This window comes from Shewanella cutis (assembly GCF_022410515.1).
Classification (GTDB): domain Bacteria; phylum Pseudomonadota; class Gammaproteobacteria; order Enterobacterales; family Shewanellaceae; genus Shewanella; species Shewanella cutis.
Genome location: NZ_JACSDI010000013.1, coordinates 1 through 21,574 on the forward strand (window position 1 = coordinate 1; position 21,574 = coordinate 21,574).

At 44.9% G+C, this 21,574-nt stretch carries 19 protein-coding genes and 1 pseudogene; 7 read left to right on the forward strand and 13 right to left on the reverse strand.

Annotation, left to right across the window (positions count from 1 at the left end; all coding sequences use genetic code 11):
• Positions 1–354 precede the first annotated feature (354 nt).
• Entirely contained in the window at positions 355–918 is a 564-nt protein-coding gene (gene gmhB, locus H9J30_RS15510; RefSeq protein WP_240131808.1) for a D-glycero-beta-D-manno-heptose 1,7-bisphosphate 7-phosphatase, read from the reverse strand.
• Positions 919–1,450: 532 nt separating this feature from the next.
• Between gmhB and H9J30_RS15515 the strand changes: the two genes are divergently transcribed.
• Together H9J30_RS15515 and H9J30_RS15520 are read left to right on the forward strand one after the other, a co-directional pair.
• A complete protein-coding gene (locus H9J30_RS15515; protein WP_240131809.1) occupies positions 1,451–2,122 on the forward strand; it encodes a GntR family transcriptional regulator in 672 nt (223 codons plus the stop codon).
• A gap of 92 nt (positions 2,123–2,214) precedes the next feature.
• Complete coding sequence (locus H9J30_RS15520; protein ID WP_240131810.1) at positions 2,215–3,279, forward strand: ketoacyl-ACP synthase III; 1,065 nt, start codon at positions 2,215–2,217, stop codon at positions 3,277–3,279.
• 35 nt (positions 3,280–3,314) lie between these two features.
• Here the strand turns inward: H9J30_RS15520 and H9J30_RS15525 are convergent.
• The 10 genes and pseudogenes from H9J30_RS15525 to H9J30_RS15570 form a co-directional block, all read right to left on the reverse strand.
• Positions 3,315–3,910, reverse strand: a pseudogene (locus H9J30_RS15525) (lecithin retinol acyltransferase family protein).
• A 208-nt stretch (positions 3,911–4,118) separates the two neighbouring features.
• Positions 4,119–4,796: an exonuclease domain-containing protein gene (locus H9J30_RS15530; protein ID WP_240131811.1), complete on the reverse strand. Its 678-nt coding sequence runs from the start codon at positions 4,794–4,796 to the stop codon at positions 4,119–4,121.
• The gene (locus tag H9J30_RS15535; RefSeq protein ID WP_240131812.1) at positions 4,796–6,643 is read right to left on the reverse strand and encodes a DUF294 nucleotidyltransferase-like domain-containing protein; all 1,848 of its coding nucleotides are present in this window, start codon (positions 6,641–6,643) and stop codon (positions 4,796–4,798) included. Before H9J30_RS15535 ends, H9J30_RS15530 begins: the two co-directional genes overlap by 1 nt.
• Positions 6,644–6,777: 134 nt before the next feature.
• On the reverse strand, positions 6,778–8,514 hold the full coding sequence (locus H9J30_RS15540) for a sodium:solute symporter family protein (protein WP_240131813.1): 1,737 nt from the start codon (positions 8,512–8,514) through the stop codon (positions 6,778–6,780).
• 11 nt (positions 8,515–8,525) lie between these two features.
• A complete protein-coding gene (locus H9J30_RS15545; protein WP_011622295.1) occupies positions 8,526–8,792 on the reverse strand; it encodes a DUF4212 domain-containing protein in 267 nt (88 codons plus the stop codon).
• Between the two features lie 933 nt (positions 8,793–9,725).
• Positions 9,726–10,349, reverse strand: coding sequence for a thiol:disulfide interchange protein DsbA/DsbL (locus H9J30_RS15550; protein WP_240131814.1), 624 nt, complete (start codon positions 10,347–10,349; stop codon positions 9,726–9,728).
• Between the two features lie 123 nt (positions 10,350–10,472).
• Positions 10,473–11,324: an SDR family oxidoreductase gene (locus tag H9J30_RS15555; RefSeq protein WP_240131815.1), complete on the reverse strand. Its 852-nt coding sequence runs from the start codon at positions 11,322–11,324 to the stop codon at positions 10,473–10,475.
• A gap of 67 nt (positions 11,325–11,391) precedes the next feature.
• The gene (locus H9J30_RS15560) at positions 11,392–12,597 is read right to left on the reverse strand and encodes an HD-GYP domain-containing protein (protein WP_240131816.1); all 1,206 of its coding nucleotides are present in this window, start codon (positions 12,595–12,597) and stop codon (positions 11,392–11,394) included.
• A 214-nt stretch (positions 12,598–12,811) separates the two neighbouring features.
• Positions 12,812–13,294, reverse strand: a complete 483-nt coding sequence (locus H9J30_RS15565; RefSeq protein ID WP_240131817.1) for a DUF2919 domain-containing protein — start codon at positions 13,292–13,294, stop codon at positions 12,812–12,814.
• A gap of 236 nt (positions 13,295–13,530) precedes the next feature.
• The gene (locus H9J30_RS15570) at positions 13,531–14,151 is read right to left on the reverse strand and encodes a LysE/ArgO family amino acid transporter (protein ID WP_240131818.1); all 621 of its coding nucleotides are present in this window, start codon (positions 14,149–14,151) and stop codon (positions 13,531–13,533) included.
• A gap of 111 nt (positions 14,152–14,262) precedes the next feature.
• Here H9J30_RS15570 and H9J30_RS15575 point away from each other — a divergent pair, with 111 nt between their 5' ends.
• Complete coding sequence (locus H9J30_RS15575) at positions 14,263–15,183, forward strand: LysR family transcriptional regulator ArgP (RefSeq protein ID WP_240131819.1); 921 nt, start codon at positions 14,263–14,265, stop codon at positions 15,181–15,183.
• Positions 15,184–15,253: 70 nt separating this feature from the next.
• On the opposite strand, the gene H9J30_RS15580 is transcribed toward H9J30_RS15575, so the two are convergent.
• Both H9J30_RS15580 and H9J30_RS15585 read right to left on the reverse strand, forming a co-directional pair.
• A complete protein-coding gene (locus H9J30_RS15580) occupies positions 15,254–16,339 on the reverse strand; it encodes an AI-2E family transporter (RefSeq protein ID WP_240131820.1) in 1,086 nt (361 codons plus the stop codon).
• A 199-nt stretch (positions 16,340–16,538) separates the two neighbouring features.
• The gene (locus tag H9J30_RS15585; protein WP_240131821.1) at positions 16,539–16,772 is read right to left on the reverse strand and encodes a sulfurtransferase TusA family protein; all 234 of its coding nucleotides are present in this window, start codon (positions 16,770–16,772) and stop codon (positions 16,539–16,541) included.
• Between the two features lie 112 nt (positions 16,773–16,884).
• On the opposite strand from H9J30_RS15585, the gene bepA reads away from it, so the two are divergent.
• The 4 genes from bepA (at position 16,885) to H9J30_RS15605 (ending at position 21,529) form a co-directional block, all read left to right on the forward strand.
• A complete protein-coding gene (bepA, locus tag H9J30_RS15590) occupies positions 16,885–18,354 on the forward strand; it encodes a beta-barrel assembly-enhancing protease (protein WP_240131822.1) in 1,470 nt (489 codons plus the stop codon).
• A gap of 132 nt (positions 18,355–18,486) precedes the next feature.
• Positions 18,487–18,837, forward strand: coding sequence for an arsenate reductase (glutaredoxin) (gene arsC / locus H9J30_RS15595; protein ID WP_240131872.1), 351 nt, complete (start codon positions 18,487–18,489; stop codon positions 18,835–18,837).
• Positions 18,838–18,889: 52 nt separating this feature from the next.
• The gene (locus H9J30_RS15600) at positions 18,890–19,270 is read left to right on the forward strand and encodes a DUF2069 domain-containing protein (protein ID WP_240131823.1); all 381 of its coding nucleotides are present in this window, start codon (positions 18,890–18,892) and stop codon (positions 19,268–19,270) included.
• A 309-nt stretch (positions 19,271–19,579) separates the two neighbouring features.
• Complete coding sequence (locus H9J30_RS15605) at positions 19,580–21,529, forward strand: hypothetical protein (RefSeq protein ID WP_240131873.1); 1,950 nt, start codon at positions 19,580–19,582, stop codon at positions 21,527–21,529.
• The last annotated feature ends 45 nt before the right edge of the window (positions 21,530–21,574 follow it).

The window sequence follows — 21,574 nt, forward strand, 5'->3', positions numbered from 1 at the left end:
CCAAACGGCAGAGTAATTTCGATTAACTCAACACCTGTGAGTGTCCACACAGATTTGCTTGATAAATTGTTAAAGAGCGTGGTTATCAGCTATTTAGCTTTAACCGTTGACCACGTTGGGTCAGTGGATGCGCATTATAGGGATGTCAGATTTTACTGCAAGCCCTTTCCGTAAAATAATACCTAAAAACGAATCAAATGCGCATTTTTTAAACCGAACTCACCTTTTTAGTGTTGTTTCGCGGTATTTTTCACCTGTTTGACTATATCAAGAGCCAGAGGCTGGTACAAAGGAATTAATTAGGATTAAGTTCGCGCGCACAACCTTTGGCAATTCTTCATCCAATTAGACGAATTAACTGGCCTTATGGTTCTTTAAAAACGCAGGCACGTCGGCGATGCTGTCTAAAACAACGGATGCGTCACTCTCATCCGCAATTGCTTTGCCCGTGCGGACCAGAATACGCGTTGGTACACCCGCCGCTTTTGCGGCAAGCATATCGTCAGCTTTATCTCCGACCATCACAGATTGGGACAAATCGATTTTCAAAAATTTTGCCGCGTCGAGCAACATTCCCGGTTTTGGCTTACGACAGTCGCAATCAACTTTATATTCACCAATTCCTTTTTCATTATGGTGTGGGCAATAGTAGATACCATCGAGCTCGACACCTTTATCCGCAAAGTTCCAATCCATCCATTCGGTAAGGCTGTGGAATTGATCTTCGGTATACATGCCGCGGGCAATTCCCGATTGATTGGTAACCACCACCAACTTATATCCCTGTTGCTTCAATGCAAGGCATGCCTCAAATACACCTTCGATATATTCAAAGTCATCCACCTGATGTACATAACCATGATCTTTGTTGATCACACCATCACGGTCTAAAAAAACGGCTCGATTGACTGTACCCACAGTACTACTCCACTCACGAAAAACAGTGCTTAATGCGTAATTTTACTATTATTCCATCCATTTCGAGAAATTGCACCGCGAAGTTGGCGATACCACTTAGCAATTTGAGCTGGATTCATATTCTGGGGCGTGTTGACGTTTCGAGATTAAATGATGTTGACACTGGCAAGCTCCTACTTGCGACACAAGGAATGACCTATGGTTATTGGCTCAAATGACGAGCGGCTCTTATGAACAGACGTTATCGTCCTTTTATGTAGAATCACTATACCGCACGAACTTTGCCTTGTATCAACACCAACCAAATTGCTGCAATAATTTCCTAAATAGTAAACTGCCCTCGTTATTCATTGGATGTAATGGTTCGAATAAACAATCTATTAACGCGTATTTTAAGATGAATGAATCTACCGATAACGGTTTTTCCAATCTAATCGATGCGCTGTTCAATCGAGCTTTCCCTTTATTTGTGCTGTTTTTAACGGTAATCTTGCACGGATAACAATAATACACCCATAAACAGACGGTCATAATGAGTCGAACTACGCCTATAGTCCATAAAACCCGCACCCAATTAGTTGTAGAGGTGCTCAGAGAGAAAATTCTTTCGGGTGAGATAGCCGCAGGAGAACCACTCAGACAAAGCGCATTAGCCGAAGCCTTGAATGTTAGCCGCATTCCAGTAAGGGAGGCCTTGCTTCAACTTGAAGCTGAAGGGCTGGTAAAATTCGAACCTCACAAAGGGGCTACAGCAACTGAATTATCCGTTGCACAAGTCACCGAACTGTTTGAATTACGTGCAATGATCGAAACCGATCTACTCGCTAAAGCCATACCACAACTTCAAGCAGAAGATTTGATAAAAGCTGAACGCGTATTGGAACAATTGGAATCGGCCTTTAAACACGAAGATGCAGTTGCCAGTTGGAGCGAGCTAAATACACAGTTTCATACCTGTTTGTACCAAGCGGCTAATCGCCCACATACGCTCGAGGTTGTTCATGGCCTCAATACCAACTGCGATAGATATATTCGTTTGCAATTGCTGCTCGCAGGAGGGATCCCCGCAGCAGAACACGAGCACCGCGAACTGCTCAACTATTGTAAGCAAAGAGAAACTGAGAAAGCCACGGCGTTGCTGCGACATCATATTTTGCATGCCGCAACGACAATTCGGGATCTTGTCGCCAAACAGGTGGTGTAGATCACGGACTGTCATTCGTTATACCGATAAGCTTTGTTGTCGATTTGAGGCAGCACTTAAGGTTCTGCCTTTTTTATTTGAGAGAAAACACCATGCAGTACGCCACCATCACGGGCTGGGGAAAATGTGTTCCACCCGCCACTTTGACTAACGATGACCTTGCTACTTTTATTGAAACGTCCGATGAATGGATTAAATCACGCACAGGGATCAGTCAACGTCATATCAGCCATGTGAACACCTCGGAATTAGCCTCAGTTGCCGCCAAACGAGCTCTAGCAGCCGCTGGGATTGAAGGCAGCGAAATTGATATGATCATTTTAGCAAGTGCCAGCCCTGACACCTTAATTCCCAATATCGCCTCGACCGTTCAAGCCAATATTGGCGCAAACTGCGCAGCCTTTGATATCAACGCCGCATGTAGTGGCTTTCTCTATGGTTTAGGGCTGGCCAGCTCACAAATCAAAAGTGGTCAATGCAAGAAAGTATTAGTGGTGGGCGCCGAACGCTTATCATTTTATCTAGATTGGTCGCGCCGTGAAACTGCCGTATTGTTTGGTGACGGTGCTGGTGCCGTTGTGGTTGAAGCGACGGATATCCCTAGTGGCGTATTAGGCTATGAGCTTAATAACGACCCTGACGGTCGCGATATCCTAAAAGCGGGGTTTGGCACCGCAATGGATCGATTCTCCACCGACTCCTTAGACTTTTATATTCAATTTGATGGCCAAGAAATCTTTAAACGTGCCATTAATGGTATGAACAAGTTAAGCACGCAAGTGCTCGAAAAATGTGGTGTGGACAAAGATGAAGTCGATTTAGTGATCCCACACCAGGCGAATGAACGCATCATTGATACCCTCGTCAGCCGCATGAAAATTCCAAAAGAAAAAGCATTCGTGAATATTGCTAACTATGGCAATACATCGGCGGCAACCATCCCGATTGCGATTTGTGATGCACTCGAAAAAGGGCTAATTAAACCTAACCAAACCATTCTTTCTTGCGCCTTTGGTGCGGGATTAACCTCTGCTGCATTGCTATTGCAATGGGGTGAGCGTGTCACGCCAGTGCAAATCAGTGACGCCCAATTACCGCCTTGCGATCAAACTGGCATTGAGTTAGTCAAACGCGCCGTGGATTATTTCTGTAAGTAACTTTATGTATATGAAGGCCATCCTCGGATGGCCTTTTATTTATCTGTAAGCTCTGGCGCGAGACACATTTCATCCCAGTAAATCCCCTGCTTAAAATAAGCTGCGAGTTTTTGATTTAACTCATTAAAGCTTTTAATCGCTCTTCACCGCAAAGACATGACCACACAAACCGATGGCAATTATTATCAAACAGGTCATATTCACGGTACTGATAAATCGCCCGCTCGGCTCGATTAACAATCGTATTTGCGATAAGGGGTTGATGTAGATGATTACAGGCAATAAAAATTTGGCTGCCTGTACGGCCAGTTAAGAATCGCTTTACCGATACAGCTCGAACAAGCCCAGAGCCATGCAGCTCAACTAAACAATCATCGGCTAACCAAATTCCTGTATGCTCAATCACCCCAAACACATAGCAACAGACTATGCTCCCTGGTTGTGGCGTGACTTGCTTAAAGCCCTTTTGCCATTGACTCGGTGCGGCAACCATAGCTTGATTTGCGTTTACTTGGCGAGGAGCTCTGCCTAAAAGTCGGTTGCGTTCAAGCTGTTGCCGCTTTTCACGCTCGTCGGCCAACATCAATGCGCCCATCGCTGCGCCGCCAATCCACAGTAACGGTAATGGCATGATCTTCTCCTATTTACTTAACGCTCAACACTACGCTGGTAACACACTCAGGCAAAAATTAGCTAATCAGATGCGAAACTACGGTAAACCGTTAAGGTTATGCAACCGCAAATGCCTCGCTAGCAGTGAGTGTAGTCAATGGGTCATTAATCAAATATGAAAAGCACTCTCTTCGATAAAATACTTGTTGTGAAGTCACTCAATGTGCTTAGGTAAGTAAATCCCCGACGGAAATATCTGCGCCACCGCCCATGGCAGCAACTTGCGCTAATAATAGCTCAGCGCAGGCTAATGCATCGGTTAATGCACTATGGGCACCGTAAATCGGTAAGCCATAACGTTCACGACAAGCACCAAGCCGTAAACACCCATCTTTAAGTACTGAATGCTCGCGTAATAACCGTTGCTTCTCAAGCACTAAGGTATCTATGGCGGGGAGCAAAACCGCTTGATGGTAAATGGCCAATATATCTTGTTGTAAAAACCGACAATCGAGTGGGGAGTGATGTGCCACCAACACACGGCCTCTGGTTTGCTCCATAAACCATGCCATAGCCTCCTCAATACTGACAGCCTGGGTTAAATGGTTGTCGAGGATCCCATGAATGATGGCACTTTGACCAACACTGCCCCGAATTTGCACTAATTTTTGCTGAGCATGACTTAATGGAATAACGCCATTTTCAATAGGAACTAAGCCTATGCTTAAGATTTGATCCTTAAAAGGATCTAACCCAGTCATCTCCAAATCAATCGCTATCAAAGGAGCCTGACTGATAGGTTGATCAATCAGCGGAATCAAAGACTGGTAGTAATCTTTAAATAATTGATGCTGACAACGCAGCGTTCGCCATTGAAGCTTAGCGTGAATCAACCAAGCCGCCATTAAAAGCTCCGCATAAATTTCATTTTCATGCCCGATTGTGCATCATGGACAACCTTAAAGGCGTCCCTAAGTTGATGACGCACTAAAGAGGATAAATGGTCTGGCATTAGATAGTTAGTGATCTTAAGCCCCTGTGTATGCTGATAACCTTGATTTGATAACCGCATATGGGCAATAAATTCATGGGCATCGGCTAAATTAAGTGCATCCTTACGATTGAGAATATTGGCGTCCATTAGCGCACGAATACGTTTGGCCGTATTCACTTCCTTAATGCCTGCCGACAAGGCGTATACTCGGGCGATATCGTTAATCAAAGCATTACCTTTATGTTTTAAATCTATACCTTTAACCTCACTACCATCTCGTTCTAATACAAATTTTCTAAAAAAACCCAGTGGAGGCGATTCTATCAATGAGTTACCCGCCATACCCGCAAGGAAAATATCATTGTCTTTGGTTTGTGCTAGCACCTTATCCTGCAATGCATCAAATAACGATTGCGGACCATAAACTGAGCGCATATCGAAAAAAATACTGGCGTGCATCAATGCTTTCGGCTCAGGAGTGATGACCCATTTTTCAAATACTTTTTGCCATTGGTTGAGTGACATTCGCCACTTAGGATTCTGCGCCATGATATTGCCGGGACAAAACATATAACCACATTGGTCAAGGCCTGCACATACCGCATGGGTTAACGCATCAAAGTAGCCCTTTGCAAAATCATCCATTTCTTCGGCTACCAGCAAACCATTATCTTGATCCGAACACGCGGCTTGGTCTTGCCGCCCCTGCGAGCCAAAGGCTAACCAACAAAAGGCCATCGGTGCCTCACCGAGAATTTGCTGATTAAGTACGATTAATCTGCGGGTTAATGCATCAGTCACCGAGGTTAACACTCGGCCGATCTCCTCTGCCCTCGCATCGGCGCTGATTAAATTTTGCAGTAGTAATGGAATTTGTTTGCTGACACTAATGAGGCTAGCGAGATCACGTTGGCGCTCGATTTCACCAATGAGGAGCAATGGTTGTGAGCCTTGTCCACGCAAAATATCGGTACTGGTCACCATACCAATGGCTTTATCTTCATCAATAATGGGCAAGTGATGAATATTGTGCTCACTCATCAATAGCATGGCTTCGAAGATCAGTGCATTAGAAGAGATTGAAATCGGCGATGTTGTCATCGCTTGATGCACGGCTATTTTGCCATCTAGTCCGGAGGCAAGCACTCGATTGCGTAAATCCTTGTCGGTTAATATGCCAACAAGTTTATGATTATCAGTCACTAATAAAGAAGATACCCGCGAGTTGCGCATCAAGAGCGCCGCTTGCGTGACGGTGGCATGGGCATCGATCGTAATCGGCGAAGATGACATCAAGGTGCTGATACGGCTGGTTGTCGTAAGATCTTTCGCCTTAAAACGTGCTTCATGACGTAAACGCTTAGCAAAAGCACGGGTAAAAAACTTATCAAAATGCCGGCTTTCACTCCGCAGTTGGTCAAATAACGCCTGCGGAAAGTGATATACCAAACTGTCTTCAAGAATAGCGACTCGGTTAACGACTTTTTCCCCAGAGAGTAAAGTCGAAAAGCCAAAAAACTCCCCTTCTGCGACTCTATCGAGTAACACTCCCTCAGGATCACGCACCTCAAAGGCACCGCTACGCACCAAATACAATTTTGGGGCATCGGCATCAAATTGTACAAAACCTGAGGCTTTACTGTAGTAACCGATAATAACGGCCCTTGCACAACGTCGAATAAGCTCTTCAGAAAAAGTATCGAAGGGGGCTGTGGATGTTAAAAACTGCACAACAGGCTGTAATTCGCTGGCATTCATAACAACACCTTATTTTCAGGTGAATTTTTAACTCACTATAACGTGAGCGATTTATTGGCAATATTCGACTAAAGTCAGCCCTAAAAAATAAAAAGGACGCTGGCGCGTCCTTTTATCTCAATAGCATGTCTTTGTTAGTGGTCGCTGGCCTCACCCGCACCTTTCGGGAAACGGATAGACTCGACCATTTCTTGAACGTGTGCAGGTGTTGCAGCCGTCACTTTACTCACAATTGCAGCAACCACAAAGTTAACGACCATCCCAACCATACCAATGCCTTCAGGCGAAATACCGAGGAACCAGTTTGCAGGTACGTTTGCCGTCGGATCGATAAACTTGAAGTAGACGATATAACCTGAGGTGAAGAATAATCCAAGGATCATACCGGCAATAGCCCCTTCTTTATTCATGGTCTTAGAGAAGATACCCATGATAATCGCAGGGAACAGAGATGATGCAGCCAGACCGAAAGCAAATGCCACTACCGCTGCAACGAATCCTGGAGGGTTAACGCCAAAATAACCCGCAATCACGATACCAATACCCGCTGCAAGTCTGGCGTACATCAGCTCTTTCTTGTCAGAAATATTTGGCATCAGGTTCTTTTTCAGTAAGTCATGGGAGACAGATGTTGAGATAACCAACAACAGGCCCGCAGAAGTCGATAATGCCGCCGCTAGACCCCCCGCAGCCACTAAAGCGATAACCCAAGCTGGCAGATTTGCAATTTCTGGCGTAGCTAACACGATAATATCGTTGTCAATCTTCATTTCGTTTGTGCTAGCAGCATCTTCCATTTTGCCTGTGGAATAGTAAATTTTGCCGTCACCATTTTTGTCATCCCATTTGATCAGACCCGTTTTTTCCCAGTTTTTGATCCAATTAGGTGCAGTTTCATAGGCAACCCCTTTTTGATCTGAACCGTTGATGGTTTCAATCATATTCACACGGGAGAATGCCGCTAGTGCAGGTACAGTTGTATACATAATGGCGATAAATACCAGTGCCCAACCTGCTGATACACGAGCATCTTTCACTTTAGGTACAGTGAAAAAACGCACGATAACGTGAGGTAAGCCAGCAGTACCAACCATTAAAGCGCCAGTAATACAGAACACATCGAGCATGCTTTTAGAACCATCAGTGTATGGTGCAAAGCCTAAATCAACAGACAGGTTATTAAGTTTATCTAACAGATAAACGCCAGAGTTATTCCCCGCAGCATCGAGTAATTGAGCACCGAAACCGATTTGAGGAATGATATGGCCAGTCATCATCACAGAGAGGAAAATTGCAGGCACCATAAAGGCGAAGATCAGCACGCAGTATTGGGCAACCTGAGTGTAGGTAATGCCCTTCATACCACCGAGTACCGAATAAAAGAACACCACGGCCATACCGATGTACACGCCAGTATCGACCTCAACTTCGAGGAAGCGTGAAAACACCACGCCCACGCCACGCATTTGCCCCGCGATATAGGTAAAGCAGATGAAGATCGCACAGATAACCGCTACCGTTCGCGCCGCTTGGGAGTAATAACGCTCCCCCAAGAAGTCTGGCACGGTAAATTTACCAAATTTACGTAAATATGGCGCCATACACAGGGCCAACAACACATAGCCACCTGTCCAGCCCATCAGGTAAACACTGCCGTCATACCCCACGAAAGAGACAATACCCGCCAACGAAATAAAAGATGCCGCTGACATCCAGTCTGCGGCAGTAGCCATACCATTAACGACTGGGTGGACGCCACCACCAGCCACATAAAACTCTTTAGTTGAACCTGCGCGAGACCAGATCGCAATCCCAATGTAGAGGGCAAACGACAGCCCCACAATCAGATAAGTTAATCCTTGTACACCCATTTCTGTGCTCCTTAGTCTTCTTGTACGTTATATTTTTTATCTAAGGCGTTGGCTTTTGCCGCATAGACAAAAATAAGCGCAACAAAGACATACATAGATCCCTGTTGAGCAAACCAGAAACCTAATTTAAATCCCATAAAATGGATTTCATTAAGTACATCAACCAATAGAATGCCGCATCCAAACGAAACTGCGGCCCAAATAGCTAATAGGCCTAAAACAAGACGTAAATTCTCGTTCCAGTAACCTTTTGCTTTATCATTATTTTCAAACGCCATAGCGACTCCCCTGTGCTGTTTTATTATTAAGTCTTGCTAAATCTAGCAATCGCTGGGGTGACCACAATCAAGACCTTAGTCTAATTTGCGAACTTACTCACAACAAAAACTAACGTATACAAATAAAAATCAATAACTTAACATTGTATCTACATTGTAATAAAAAAGTGAATTTTTAAGCGGATTAGACCAATGTCGAAGAGCTACAGGCTAGAAACAGGCAAAATCTCATGGTAGATAGAGCAGAATTGAGAGCAGTAACTGGCTGTCGTACAAACTAAATATTGGATTGCGGCTGATTTAAGCCATTATAATGAGTTCAATCAGGACATTTTTAAGAGACATATTAAACCAAGCAATGACACTCTGGTTAGCGACCTCTGCTCGGTAATAAATTACAATCTTACAATATGTTATATCATCCAATGTGTTAACTACATTAGGGCGTGTTGACGTTTAGAGATTAAATTTTGTTCGTTCTGGCAAGCACGTGCTCGCGAAACGAGGAATGATGTGTCGTTATTCTACTCAAATGACGAGCGGCTCTTATTACAGAAAGTAAGAGCAAGGGCTTGCCAGACGAACCCTTCGGGCTGCATTTGGCTGGCTTTTCTGCCGCGTTATCGTTCGTTTATGTAGAATAACTACACCGTACGGACTTTGCCTTGCATAACGGTGAGCCAAATTGCGGCAAAAATAACCCTGAAACGTCAACACGCCCTAGCAACAGCCCCACTATTGACACATCAATGCGTCTAGAGATCAGCGCAAAGCGCAAGTTTCAGGGGCACTCGTTGTATTTTTGCGATGTAGGTTAGATTTATACATCCTAAACCTGAGTTGAAGTTTTGTAAAAAATAACCCAGCAATGCTGGGTTATGTAAGATTGGTGACGCTGGTTTTGCGCGAACATTTACCTCACAAATAACATCACTATTTTGCCGCCAAGTATTTCACCAGCTCGGCCAACTCCTCTGGCGTATGAACCTGAGAGGTCACTAAGTAACGGCCATTAACCAATAACGAAGGCACCCCTTTAATCCCCGCTAGCTCAGCTTGAGAATCGTAATTCATCATTGAAAATTTAGCGTCAACAGAATTCATCGCCACATCGACATCATCAGCTTTAGCACCTTGAGCCACAAAAAAGGCCTTCACCTGCTCAGGGCGAGTAAATTGTTCACCCTTTTCATGAATTTGTTTAAAAATTGCCTCATGAACTTGTTTGGTCATATTCAGCTTTTGCGCCACATAATAGGCCAGCTGGCTTAACTCCCACGCAGGACGCCCCACTCCGACAGGCGTGCGATCAAAGGCAACATTTTTACCTAGTAGTTTCACCGTTGAGGCAACAAAGGGCTCTTGCTTATAACAATGTGGGCAGTTATAGGAAAAAAACTCTCGTAAAATCGGTTTTTGTGCTTCACTGATCCCTGCAACGGTTACATAGTCTTTACCTTCCTCAAAACTTGCCGCTTGCAGCGTGAAACTGGCGCTCAACACCAATCCACAGGCCATAGCCACCCAAGGTCGAACAACATTAATTAGGCTTTTCATTTTTACTCTTCTTATTAGAACATTGAATATTAAATTATTTATAACAAATACAGACCATTAAGATAGCTTAAAATACGCTTGTAGATTCTTAATATTTATTAACGATAACGGCTAAAACACACTTTAACAGGCAGCCAGCATGGCAAAGGGTGAGCTAAACCGGTAGTGAAATCCAAGCTCTCTTACTATCGCATCCCCTAGAATGACTTTACTCGGTTGCGTTTGCGCATTAAATTGCGGCGCAGTTAATCCGAGTGACTCGGCAGCAGCGGTGTAAAAATCTCTTCTGTTTGGGTGCTCGCTCGCGCAGAGGTTATAGATAGGCGCAAGCTTCTCTCCTCTAACTTTAGCTTCGATAATTCCCCTCACAGCATCGACGCAGTCCTGTAAATGAACCAAGTTGACAGCAACATTTCCCCCCGCCACATCGGTTTTACCCGCAAAAAAACGTCCAGGATGCCGCTTTGGCCCCACGAGTCCTGCAAAGCGCACGATACAAGTATTCGATTGGTGAGCAAACAAAGCTTCAGCATCCAACAACACCTGTGCTGAAGGCGAATCTGCCAATGCGTCGGCTTCCGTCATGGATTTATCAAGGGAAGGATAAACGCCTGTCGAACTAATAAACACTATGCCTTGATATTGCCAACCTTGAGTTAACTCGATGAGTTGCTTCAATTCTTTGAGATAAGCGGTATTGCCATGCTTTAGGCGAGGAGGAATATTGACGACAAGAAAGTCAGTCTGAAATAACGCTTGCAAGAGCTGCGCATCTGGAACGATTTGGGCCTCAACACCGAGCTGCAGTTGGAATGCCCCTATACCCGATTGCGTTAATACAGGAAGATCCTCACACTGCCTTTTAGTACCTGTGACGCGATAACCTGCTTGAACAAGTTGTTTGGCAAGCGCAAAACCGAACCAACCACAGCCTACAACTGCAACACTCTTTTTATTTGCCTCAGTGCGTTCCATTCTCTTTGACCTATTTGCCACTAAAAAATATTTCGGCCAATAGCATACGGAACTCAGGCAAAGGGATTCAAGCTTGTAACGAACTAAAATAAAAACTAATCCCCTTATCGACCTGCAATGTACGCTTTGCGCCCTCAGTTAAATCTTCGACTCGCAGGGACTTTTGCACTGTCACGCCCTCGTCGTTCAAAAAGCGGAGTGACGCTTCGCTACCATCTTCTTTGCAGGCCCATACCTGTGGCTGGCTTACCTCTTTGGTCGTCATAATCACTTTAGCGACATTATCATCCGAGAGTTTGACTAAGGTTCCAGGGGGATAAATACCTAATATTTTGACTAAAACAGAAATTAACGATTCCGAATGTTTACTGGCTCTATTCTTAAATAAGTAGCCAAGGGCGACTTGGGGAGAAGAAGCTTGCTGACCACTCAGGTGTTGATCGTAATCATTTGCTAGACTGACAATTTGAGTCACGATGGGAATTTTATGACCGGTGAGTCCATCAGGAAACCCCGAGCCATCAACAAACTCATGGTGATGTAGCACGATATTCAGCACTTCTTTAGGGAAAAGTCCCGAGCGATTAAGCATGTCATAGCCAAAATTAGGGTGCATCTGTAGATAATTGGCCTCATGGGGAGTTAAGGCACCGCGTTTGCGACGGATCACGTCAGGCACTTTAAGTTTACCAATATCATGGAACAAACTGCCAAGGGCAATATCACGTAAATCTCGCGCGGGTAAATCAAGAGCGTGGCCAATCATCATGGCTAATACCGCCACAGAGACGCCATGCTGAGTCACACTCACATTCTTTTCGTCCATCCCTACTAGGGTTAAGAAAGGCTTTTGCACCTCTTGTAAATGACTAAGTAAATCTTCAACTAAAGCCGATGACAGACGATATGCCCCCTCAGGATCACTCACTACCTTGCCAAAAACATTGCGGCATTGATTAACACTCTCTAAAAATCGTTTTTGACTTAGTCGCATCGATTTGCGGGTATCGGCTTTGAGATCCCGCTCAGGTGGCACTTCATCAATCTCTTCAATTTCCTCCTCTTCATCTACCGCTTCGGCATCATCACTACTACCAGAAATAAGATAAACAAAGGGCACACCGAGTCCGCGGATCATCTCAATTTGTGCAGCACTATTGATATCCACTCGATTGAACAGAAAAGGGTGATTCGTCCATGACAAAGGCAACTTAACCCGCATACCGGGCTGAAGTTCAGAGAGTAATAGTTTTTTATGAGCTACTTTTGCCACGCAATACGACTCCTTTCATGCACGCAAAAAGCCAAACAATGACTTCCCTTTGCCGCACATTTAAGCTAAGTACATATAACTATAGATGATTCAATAAAATCAGTAAGCTGCCAGCGAAAAAATGCTTATCAAACTGAGGGATAGAACACACAAACGCACCCAACATCGTCGAATATCACATAAAAAAACCGAAATAACAAAGAGATAAATTCAGCTATTTTATCTCTGTTTTTGCTTCCTTTGGCCAATCTGCGAGGTAATAACGAAGTCTTTTTGACTTACACACATACAAACAAGACCAAAACAACACCAGCGCATCTAGAGCCAAACTCCAATGAAATAGAAATTGCCCATGGATTAAGCGTTGAGTCAGTAAACTCGCATCCAACAAAAGTAACAACCATAATCCCCATTTTAACCGCACAAACACAGGGCGAAGCCACTGAGGAGAACGACGTCTTTCTGCAAGTACCACAAAATAAAGTACAACAGCACCAAGACCTGCCGCGAGTGACAGCAAAAAGTCTGACTTTTCGGGATAAAAGATCCTCACTAATTCAGCTCTATCACTGGCCTGAGTCAGAGAGGCAATAAAAATACACCAGCCGCGGGCAAGGAATGCCAAAATCACATATAAAAAAATCGGCGGTTTAATATGGCCTTTATCATCAAGCCAAGTGATGTGACTGAAATTCAACGGCAATCCATTTAGTAAAAACCTAACCTTTATACCCTAGATGGTGTCTCATAGCGTAATTTCAATGGTAACGAGAAATTATTCCAGCCACAAAACCACCATGAGCCGCTTAAACAGACGCATTAATTGCTTGTCTTATCAAACTATCTAGGGCATGAACGGAAACAAACTCAGGTCGAATACTCCAACGTTTTCAACCTGATTTCAGTAAAAATCCCAAACTCCCCAAAGGCTGATTAAATTGCGACAAGGTATGGCCAGATAATGGCTGCTGCGATACTCCACATAGTCAACCAAATAAAGCGGTCTAAATAACGCCATGCCGCTGGACGACTAAAAATAGGTGCCAACAAACGTGCACCAAAACTTAGGCTGAAGAACCAAATAAAAGAAGCCAATACTGCACCGGCGCCAAACCAAGGACGGTGAGCATCTTCAAACTGAGTACTGATGCTCCCCAGCAGCACCACAGTATCTAAATAAAGGTGTGGATTGAGTAAGCTTATACCTAGGGTGGTCAAGATGGCTTTACGCAGAGAATCGGCATTTTGCGCGTGATCCATCTCCATCCCCTTAGTAACAAAAGAAGCCTTAAGCGCATTGGCACCGTACCAAATCAAAAAAGCCGCACCACCAAAACTTGCCACATGCTTAATGGTCGGAAAGGCTTCAATAATATGCCCAAGCCCTGCCACACCTGCGGTAATCATCAAGGCATCGATAATCGAACAAAGCAGCGCAATCGGCAAAGAGTAAGCTCGCTTAATCCCTTGCTTTAGCACGAAAGCATTTTGTGCCCCTACGGCAATAATCAAACTACCACCAATGCCCATACCTTGAATAAACGCCGTTTGCATAACTACCTCTCATATCTTAAGAAGGCGCTAGCATAGACAAAACAACAGAATTAATATAACTAATGTTTTTTATACATCATAAGTAAAATTAATAATCATAAGGATGGTATTATGCTGGAATACGCCAATCTCAAAGCGTTGGCCGTAGTGGTCTCAGAAGGGGGGTTTGAGCGCGCAGCTAAAGTACTACATATCACCCAATCGGCGGTGTCACAACGGGTACGGCAATTAGAGGAAAGAGTCGGACAATCCTTATTAATCCGCTCAACACCAGTGGTTGCCACGCCTACTGGCAAACGTTTATTGCGTCACTATTCGCAGGTGCAATTACTTGAAAGTGAGCTCAGGAGCGAATTAGATGCCGATGACCCAAACCATCCCACCACAGTAAGGATTGCTGTCAATGCCGACAGTTTAGCGACATGGTTTTTACCCGCCTTAGCCGATATGTTTAGCCGCCATGCTTGGCTACTGGAATTGATCGTCGATGATGAATCCTACACCCATCATCTGCTTAAAAATGGTGAAGCAGTGGGCTGCGTCACAACCACAGCGAATCCGATGGCAGGCTGTAGCAGTGAGTTTTTAGGGACAATGGAATATTTGTGCGTCGCTACCCCACAATTTGCGGCGCGCTATTTTGAATGGTCAGATGCCAGCAAGGATTCAGGCTCTCAACTCACGCAAGCTCAATTAACAAAAGCTCCCGCAGTGGTGTTTTCAACCAAAGATAAACTCCATGAAAAGTATCTGGCACAGTACTTTCAGATGACACCTGGCCAATGGTGGCAGCACACCATTCCTTCATCCGAGAGTTTTTTAGAGGCCATTAACCTAAGTCTGGGTTATGGCTTAGTCGGACACTTACAAGCAAAGCCCTTAATTGATCAAGGTGTGCTCATTGAGCTCACCCCTGAAAAACGCATGCGAGTTCCACTTTATTGGCAACATTGGAATATCAAAGCCAAACAAACTACCTTGGTTTATCGCGCACTTGCCGCCACCGCACAACATCATTTATTGCAGCAGTGAGTTTGTCGAAAAACAAAAACTGAGCGTCATGCTCAGTTTTTAATCGCTAATTATTCATGTTACAACAAAATTATTTTTGTGGGGGAGCAGAAGTACTAGGCTCAATCTCGGTTTTCGGCCAAGCATTGATTACGGCTTTAACTAGAGACGCTAATGGGATCGCAAAAAAGACCCCCAAAACTCCCCATAAACCACCAAAGACCAACACTGCAGCAATAATGATCACCGGATGCAAATCCACCGCATCGGAAAACAGGATAGGCACAAGCACGTTACCGTCCAAGGCCTGAATAATGCCGTAACCTAGCATTAAATAACCAAACTCAGAGCTAAAACCCCATTGGAAAAACGCCACCAGCATAATGGGCAAAGTCACTAACGTCGCGCCCACATAAGGAATTAACACCGACAGTCCCGTTAACACCCCTAACAAAGCCGAATATCTCAGTCCCATAAATGCAAACAAGATATAGCTCGCAACACCAACTATGACAATTTCGATCACCTTGCCACGAATATAGTTAAAGATTTGCTGGTGCATTTCAAACCACACTTTGCGCGCTAACTGTCGATTCGTGGGGAAAAAACGTTTACTGCCACTGATAAGTTGATCTTTATCCTTAAGAAAGAAGAATACTAATAAAGGCACTAAAATCGCGTATACCATCAGCACCAGTAACGACGCAGAGTATCCAATCAGTTGTTTCGCAATATCGAGCACATGTTGGGTGTCGAGCAGTTTTTTGAGTTCGGCGACCATTAAATTGAGCTGCTCGACACTGATAAACTGCGGATATTGGGTCGCTAATCCCTGCACAGTTTGCAATCCTTTATCGATCATACTCGGCAAATCTGTCATCAGGCTCACACCTTGACGCCACACACTGGGAATAAGCCCAAAGGTGAGCAGCACGACTATCCCTAAAAAAATAATTAGCACTAAGGAAGCCGCAGTTGTGCGGTTAATTCCTAATTTCAACATTTGCGCTACTGGCCATTCGAGTAAAAAAGCCAACACGAGGGCGACGAGCAGTGGCGCTAATAAGCCGCCGGCAAAATAAAGCACTAGCGCTAACCCCACCAAAATAGCCAATAAGGTCACGGCCTGAGGATCACTAAACCGCTCTTGATACCAACGAGAAAAAAAACTAAACATGAATTTATTCCAAAGGGATGGTTGGCTTTCCAAAACACAGGAAAGAAACTTATAAGTTAACCTTATCGCACCAGATTAACAGTGTATATGCTTTAAAATCAGCGAACTGCTTTCTATGACCACCATTGATTTTTATCGTTGCAGTCATTTATTGCTAACTTGTATTTTGAGCTATGCATTGAACCATGCTTACGCATAATTAGCGCTGTGATAAATCAACTTTTGTGATTAACAGGCCTAACTGGTGAGCATCATCTTGTAAGACCATGACCTGATGCCCCTGATTTTTGAAAAAAGCGGGAACATCTCGTCGAGAGCCAGGGTCTGAGAGTAAGATATGCAAGCTGTCACCCACAGATATGGACTTTAATGCAAGTTTGGCCTTAACCAAGGGGATTGGGCAGCGAAATGATGTTAAATCAATAAAAATCATAATGAACTTGCTATGAACAAACTTGGGCTATTATCCTAAGTTGCAACCCAAACTACAAGCTAAGCGCCCTCTGGGCCTTAATTGAAACAACTAAAATAAATAAAGGATCCACTTGCGTAACTTGACGTTTTTGACCCGATGTAAACCCCTTGCGGCGAGTGTACTTGCATTAATGTTACTCGGTGGAGCCGCAAAGAGTTTTGCCAACAACGACTTGCCCGATTTGGGCACCGCCGCCGTCAATACCTTCAGCCTAGAAAAAGAAATGATCTATGGTGATGCCTATATGCGCGTCATTCGATCATCGGCGCCGATGTTGAACGATCCCGTATTGAGTCAGTATCTTACTGAACTAGGAAATAAATTAGTTGCCCATGCAACAGGAGTAAAAACGCCCTTTTATTTCTTCTTGCTGCAAAATGATGAAATCAACGCCTTCGCCTTCTTCGGCGGCCACGTTGCCGTGCACACAGGGCTATTTCTTAATGCCGATAACGAAAGTGAACTGGCCTCCGTATTAGGCCATGAAATCACCCACGTGACCCAACGTCACTTAGCGCGCTCCCTCGAAGCACAGCAAAAAACCGGGCCAGCGACAGTAGCAGGTTTACTCGGCGCCATTTTATTAACCATCGCCGTTCCGCAGGCGGGTATGGCCGCACTGGCAACGACCCAAGCCATGGCGACACAATCGAAAATCAACTACACCCGCCTGCATGAAAAAGAAGCTGACCGTATCGGCATGCAGATCTTAGTCGATGCGGGCTTTGATCCTAATGCCTCCGCCGAATTCTTTGGCAAACTCGCTAGTCGCTACCGTTTTACTACCACGCCACCACAAATGCTGTTGACTCACCCCTTGCCGGAATCACGGATCTCCGAGGCGCGGGATCGCGCCCACCAGTATCCCCACCGTTATGTGCCGGATAATCTGAACTTCCAGCTCGCCAAAGCCCGTATTCAGGTGCGTTTTTCTAGCTTCAGTGACGATGCAGTGTTGAGCATGTTTGAAAAACAACTTAACAAGCAAACCTATGGCTTTAAAGAGGCTGCACTCTACGGCAAAGCTTTGGCACTATTTAGATTGAAGAAATTTGACGAATCCGAAAAGATTGTCGATGAACTATTAAAAATCGATGATAACAACTTGTTTTATATCGATACCAAGACAGATCTTCTCAATGAGCGCAAGGATTATGCCCAAGCGATTAAGTTACTTGAAGCCCAGCGAAACTTGAAACCCACGTCTCAGGTGATCAACGCTAACTTAGCCAATATTTATATTGAAGCGGGTGAACCCGCCAAAGCCATTCCGCTGCTCGAAGATATGATTTTCCTCGATAAGCAAAATCAATTGCCCTATCAGTTGCTTAACCTGGCCTATAAAAAATTGGGTAACCAAGGAATGGAATATTTCTCCAATGCTGAGTTGATGGCTTTAGGTGCCAACTACAAAGGCGCCATCGATCAACTGAACTTTGCCTATCGCGCCTCGGAGGGTAATCAGTTACAACTAGCGCGAATTGAAGCGCGGATCCGTCAATTTAAACAAGCGGATAAAGAAATGGATGCGCTGAAGTAAGGTTGGCTCACGCGGCTGCTAACCGATAATAATTGCGCCCGAAACACTCTGACGGGGCGCAATTTTTTCTGTTATCATCCGCGCCATTGTTTTAGCTGATTGAGCATGAGCACGATGACCCACACGAGCACTATGACCAAAGTCACCATTTACCATAACCCACGTTGTTCAAAAAGCCGTGAAACCTTAGCCCTACTCGAGCAACAAGGTTGTGATATTACAGTAGTGGAATACCTCAAAAATCCACCTAGCGCAGCTGAGATCCACGAGATATTAGCCAGACTGCAACTCAGTGCCCGTGAGCTCATGCGTACGAAAGAAGACGAATATCAAGCTTTAGGTCTTAGCGATCCTACGCTCAGTGAAGAGACGCTCATTGAAGCAATGGTCAACACGCCCAAATTAATTGAACGCCCAATCGTACTGGCAAATCAACAGGCTGCCATTGGTCGCCCACCAGAAAATGTACTGAACATTCTCTAATGTTGTTCAGGCAATTTCGCCATCATTCAAAGATGTTAAGATTAGGAATATCATGACCTCAAACACTCTATTGACCCTCAGCCGCTTAGGCTACCTTGCCCTTGTTCTGCTGCTGGGCGGCTGGTTTATTGGTCAAGGCATTAATGGGGAATATACTCTATTATTCAGTCTATTATGGGTAATACCTTTGTTGCTGCCCATAAGCGGTATTTTAAAAGGCAATCCTTACACCTACGCATGGGCCAGCTTTATTTTATGCTTGTACATGCTGCACGCACTCACCTTACTTTATGTCACGACCGATGCATTGGTGTTTGCCGTTATTGAAGTCCTGCTGATTGGCGTACTCTTGATTGCCTTTCCATTTTACGCCCGTATTCGTGGCCGTGAACTAGGACTTGGCCTGAAGAAAAAATCCGATAAACAAGACTGATATTCGCAATGCAATATATTAAAGCGCAGTTCAATGACACCGCGCTTTTTATTAACAGGCTGACCACTCATATTCACTAGCGCACAATTTTTTAGCCAACACACTGAATTATCTCCTATCCCCTGTAATCACTTGTGAATAACTCACAACATTTAACCTACCTTTGATCGCTTTTTGTAACCAAAAGAGCGTGCTATAGTCATTTTTTGCCAGTACATGACGGTGAATTTTGCCAGTACATGACGGTGAATTTTGCCAGTCAATCGACAAAAACAAACAATAACAGCGAGTTAATTGGAGTGTGACATGATGGAAATATGGGGTCCAATTCGTCGATTAGGTATCATCGCTGCAGCAGCAACACTGGGTGCCTGTGGCGGCGGAGGTGATAGCAACAGCGATGGCGGTATAGTTACGCCACCCACCACCAATGTGCCACGCTGCACGTCGGTCACACCATTAGTCACCACAGATGCTGGTGCAATACGATTCAAAACGGAATCTCAATACAGTGTGGGACAATCCAGTGCCATTATTGCCAGCCTAAGCAATCGCGATTCGCAGGATCTCACTTTCCGTTGGCAACAACTCGAAGGCCCCAGCATTGAACTCGTTAGCCAAAATAGTCCAGTATTAACCTTAGAGCCCCCAGCAGCAGGTAACTATCGTTTTCGCTTACAAATCACTGGAACCAATACCAATGTTACCGGTGATATCAGCATTAATGCAGATAGTAGCATCGGCGGATTGCTGAATATTCGTCAAGATCATCAAGCCGTTGAAGGCAACGATGTGAGCTTGCGAATTGGCCAGCAAGCTGGCCTCAGTGCCAGCAATATCAATTGGTGTATTGCCGAAGGCCCAGAGGTGACTTTAGATATTAGTGACCCGTTCAGGCCATTGTTTACAGCCCCTAGTGTTGCGCAAGATACCCTCATACGCTTAAGAGCTAGCGCCAGCATTAACGGCACCTCGATCACGGATGAAGCCTTTGTATTAACCACCGCGGCACCAGCAATAAGCTCCAGTTACTTTGATACGCCACTTGCGCGTACTCACGCTTATAATCCAGCCTCACCTTATGCCAGAGCCTTAACGAGCTGTGTGTATTCCAATCAGCTCAAAGAGTCTTGTACGATCAATCAATTGCCACTCATAGGCCAAGTTTCAGATAACCTTGATGTAGATACAATTCTCGATCGGGTGTTAGTGTCCCACGATTGGATGGGTGATAATTTTGCTGCGTTTTTACAACAAATGGATCCCAATAGTGACTTTGCTCGACTGCTACAATCGGTCACTGCAGTAGTGATTAGTTATGATGTGCGCCCATCTTTCTATTGGGTTGTTACAGGGGCAATTTATCTCGACCCCAATGATCTCTGGCTCACACCGATGCAGCGCGATACCATCAATGAAGCGCCGGATTATCGCAGCAGCTTTGGTAATGAACTCAATTTCATCATGCCGTGGCGCTATGTTAAAAATAACCAATATGCCTCCCAAGGATTCCCCATTACCACAAGGGCAAAACGGACTCTGGCCCAAATAAACCCAGACTTAGCCTCACTCTTGTACCACGAACTCGCCCACGCTAATGACTTCTTCCCAAGAAGCGTGCATGCATCGCTCACAGGCCCAAGACTATTGGATGACTATAGTCGCCGAAATGCCAATAAAAGTTTGATTTCAGACCAAGTGAGTCGAAGCTACCCATTGACTAGCACTGAAATGACGGGGCTTGCGGGGGTTAGCTTTTTGGGTGCGAAAGCCACTGCTACCCAAAAAGCCTATCAACCATCCGATGTCAGTACGTTTTTCTCCAGCGATATCGCCAACGACTTCTATTCCTATTCCAGCACCCGCGAAGATACGGCAATGCTATTTGAAGAAGCCATGATGAGTTATCGCTATCAAATCCTGCGGGATGTGGCAGTAACAAATGCACCCGAGGTAATTACCGCTGACACAATTATCGTAAACTGGGGGCAAAGAAGCCGCATTGGTGCGGATGATTTAGTAAACCGTGCAGCCTTAGTGATCGATGGCATGTTACCGGAGTTAGATGGTATTACCTTGCTGACAAGCTTGCCCGAACCGATTCAGATGACCCAAGGCCAAAGCTGGCGTCAAACCTTAGGCATGTCAGCCAATACTGCCATTGCGAAAGGACAACAAAGTACCGCGGGCAGCGGTGATAGCGTAACCGAGCCAGAGCTGCGTTTCAGCGGCGATCGTCACCGCCATCCGCAGCAATAGTCACTCGAATCTAAGCGATCTGACGGACAAGATTTCAGTATTTCA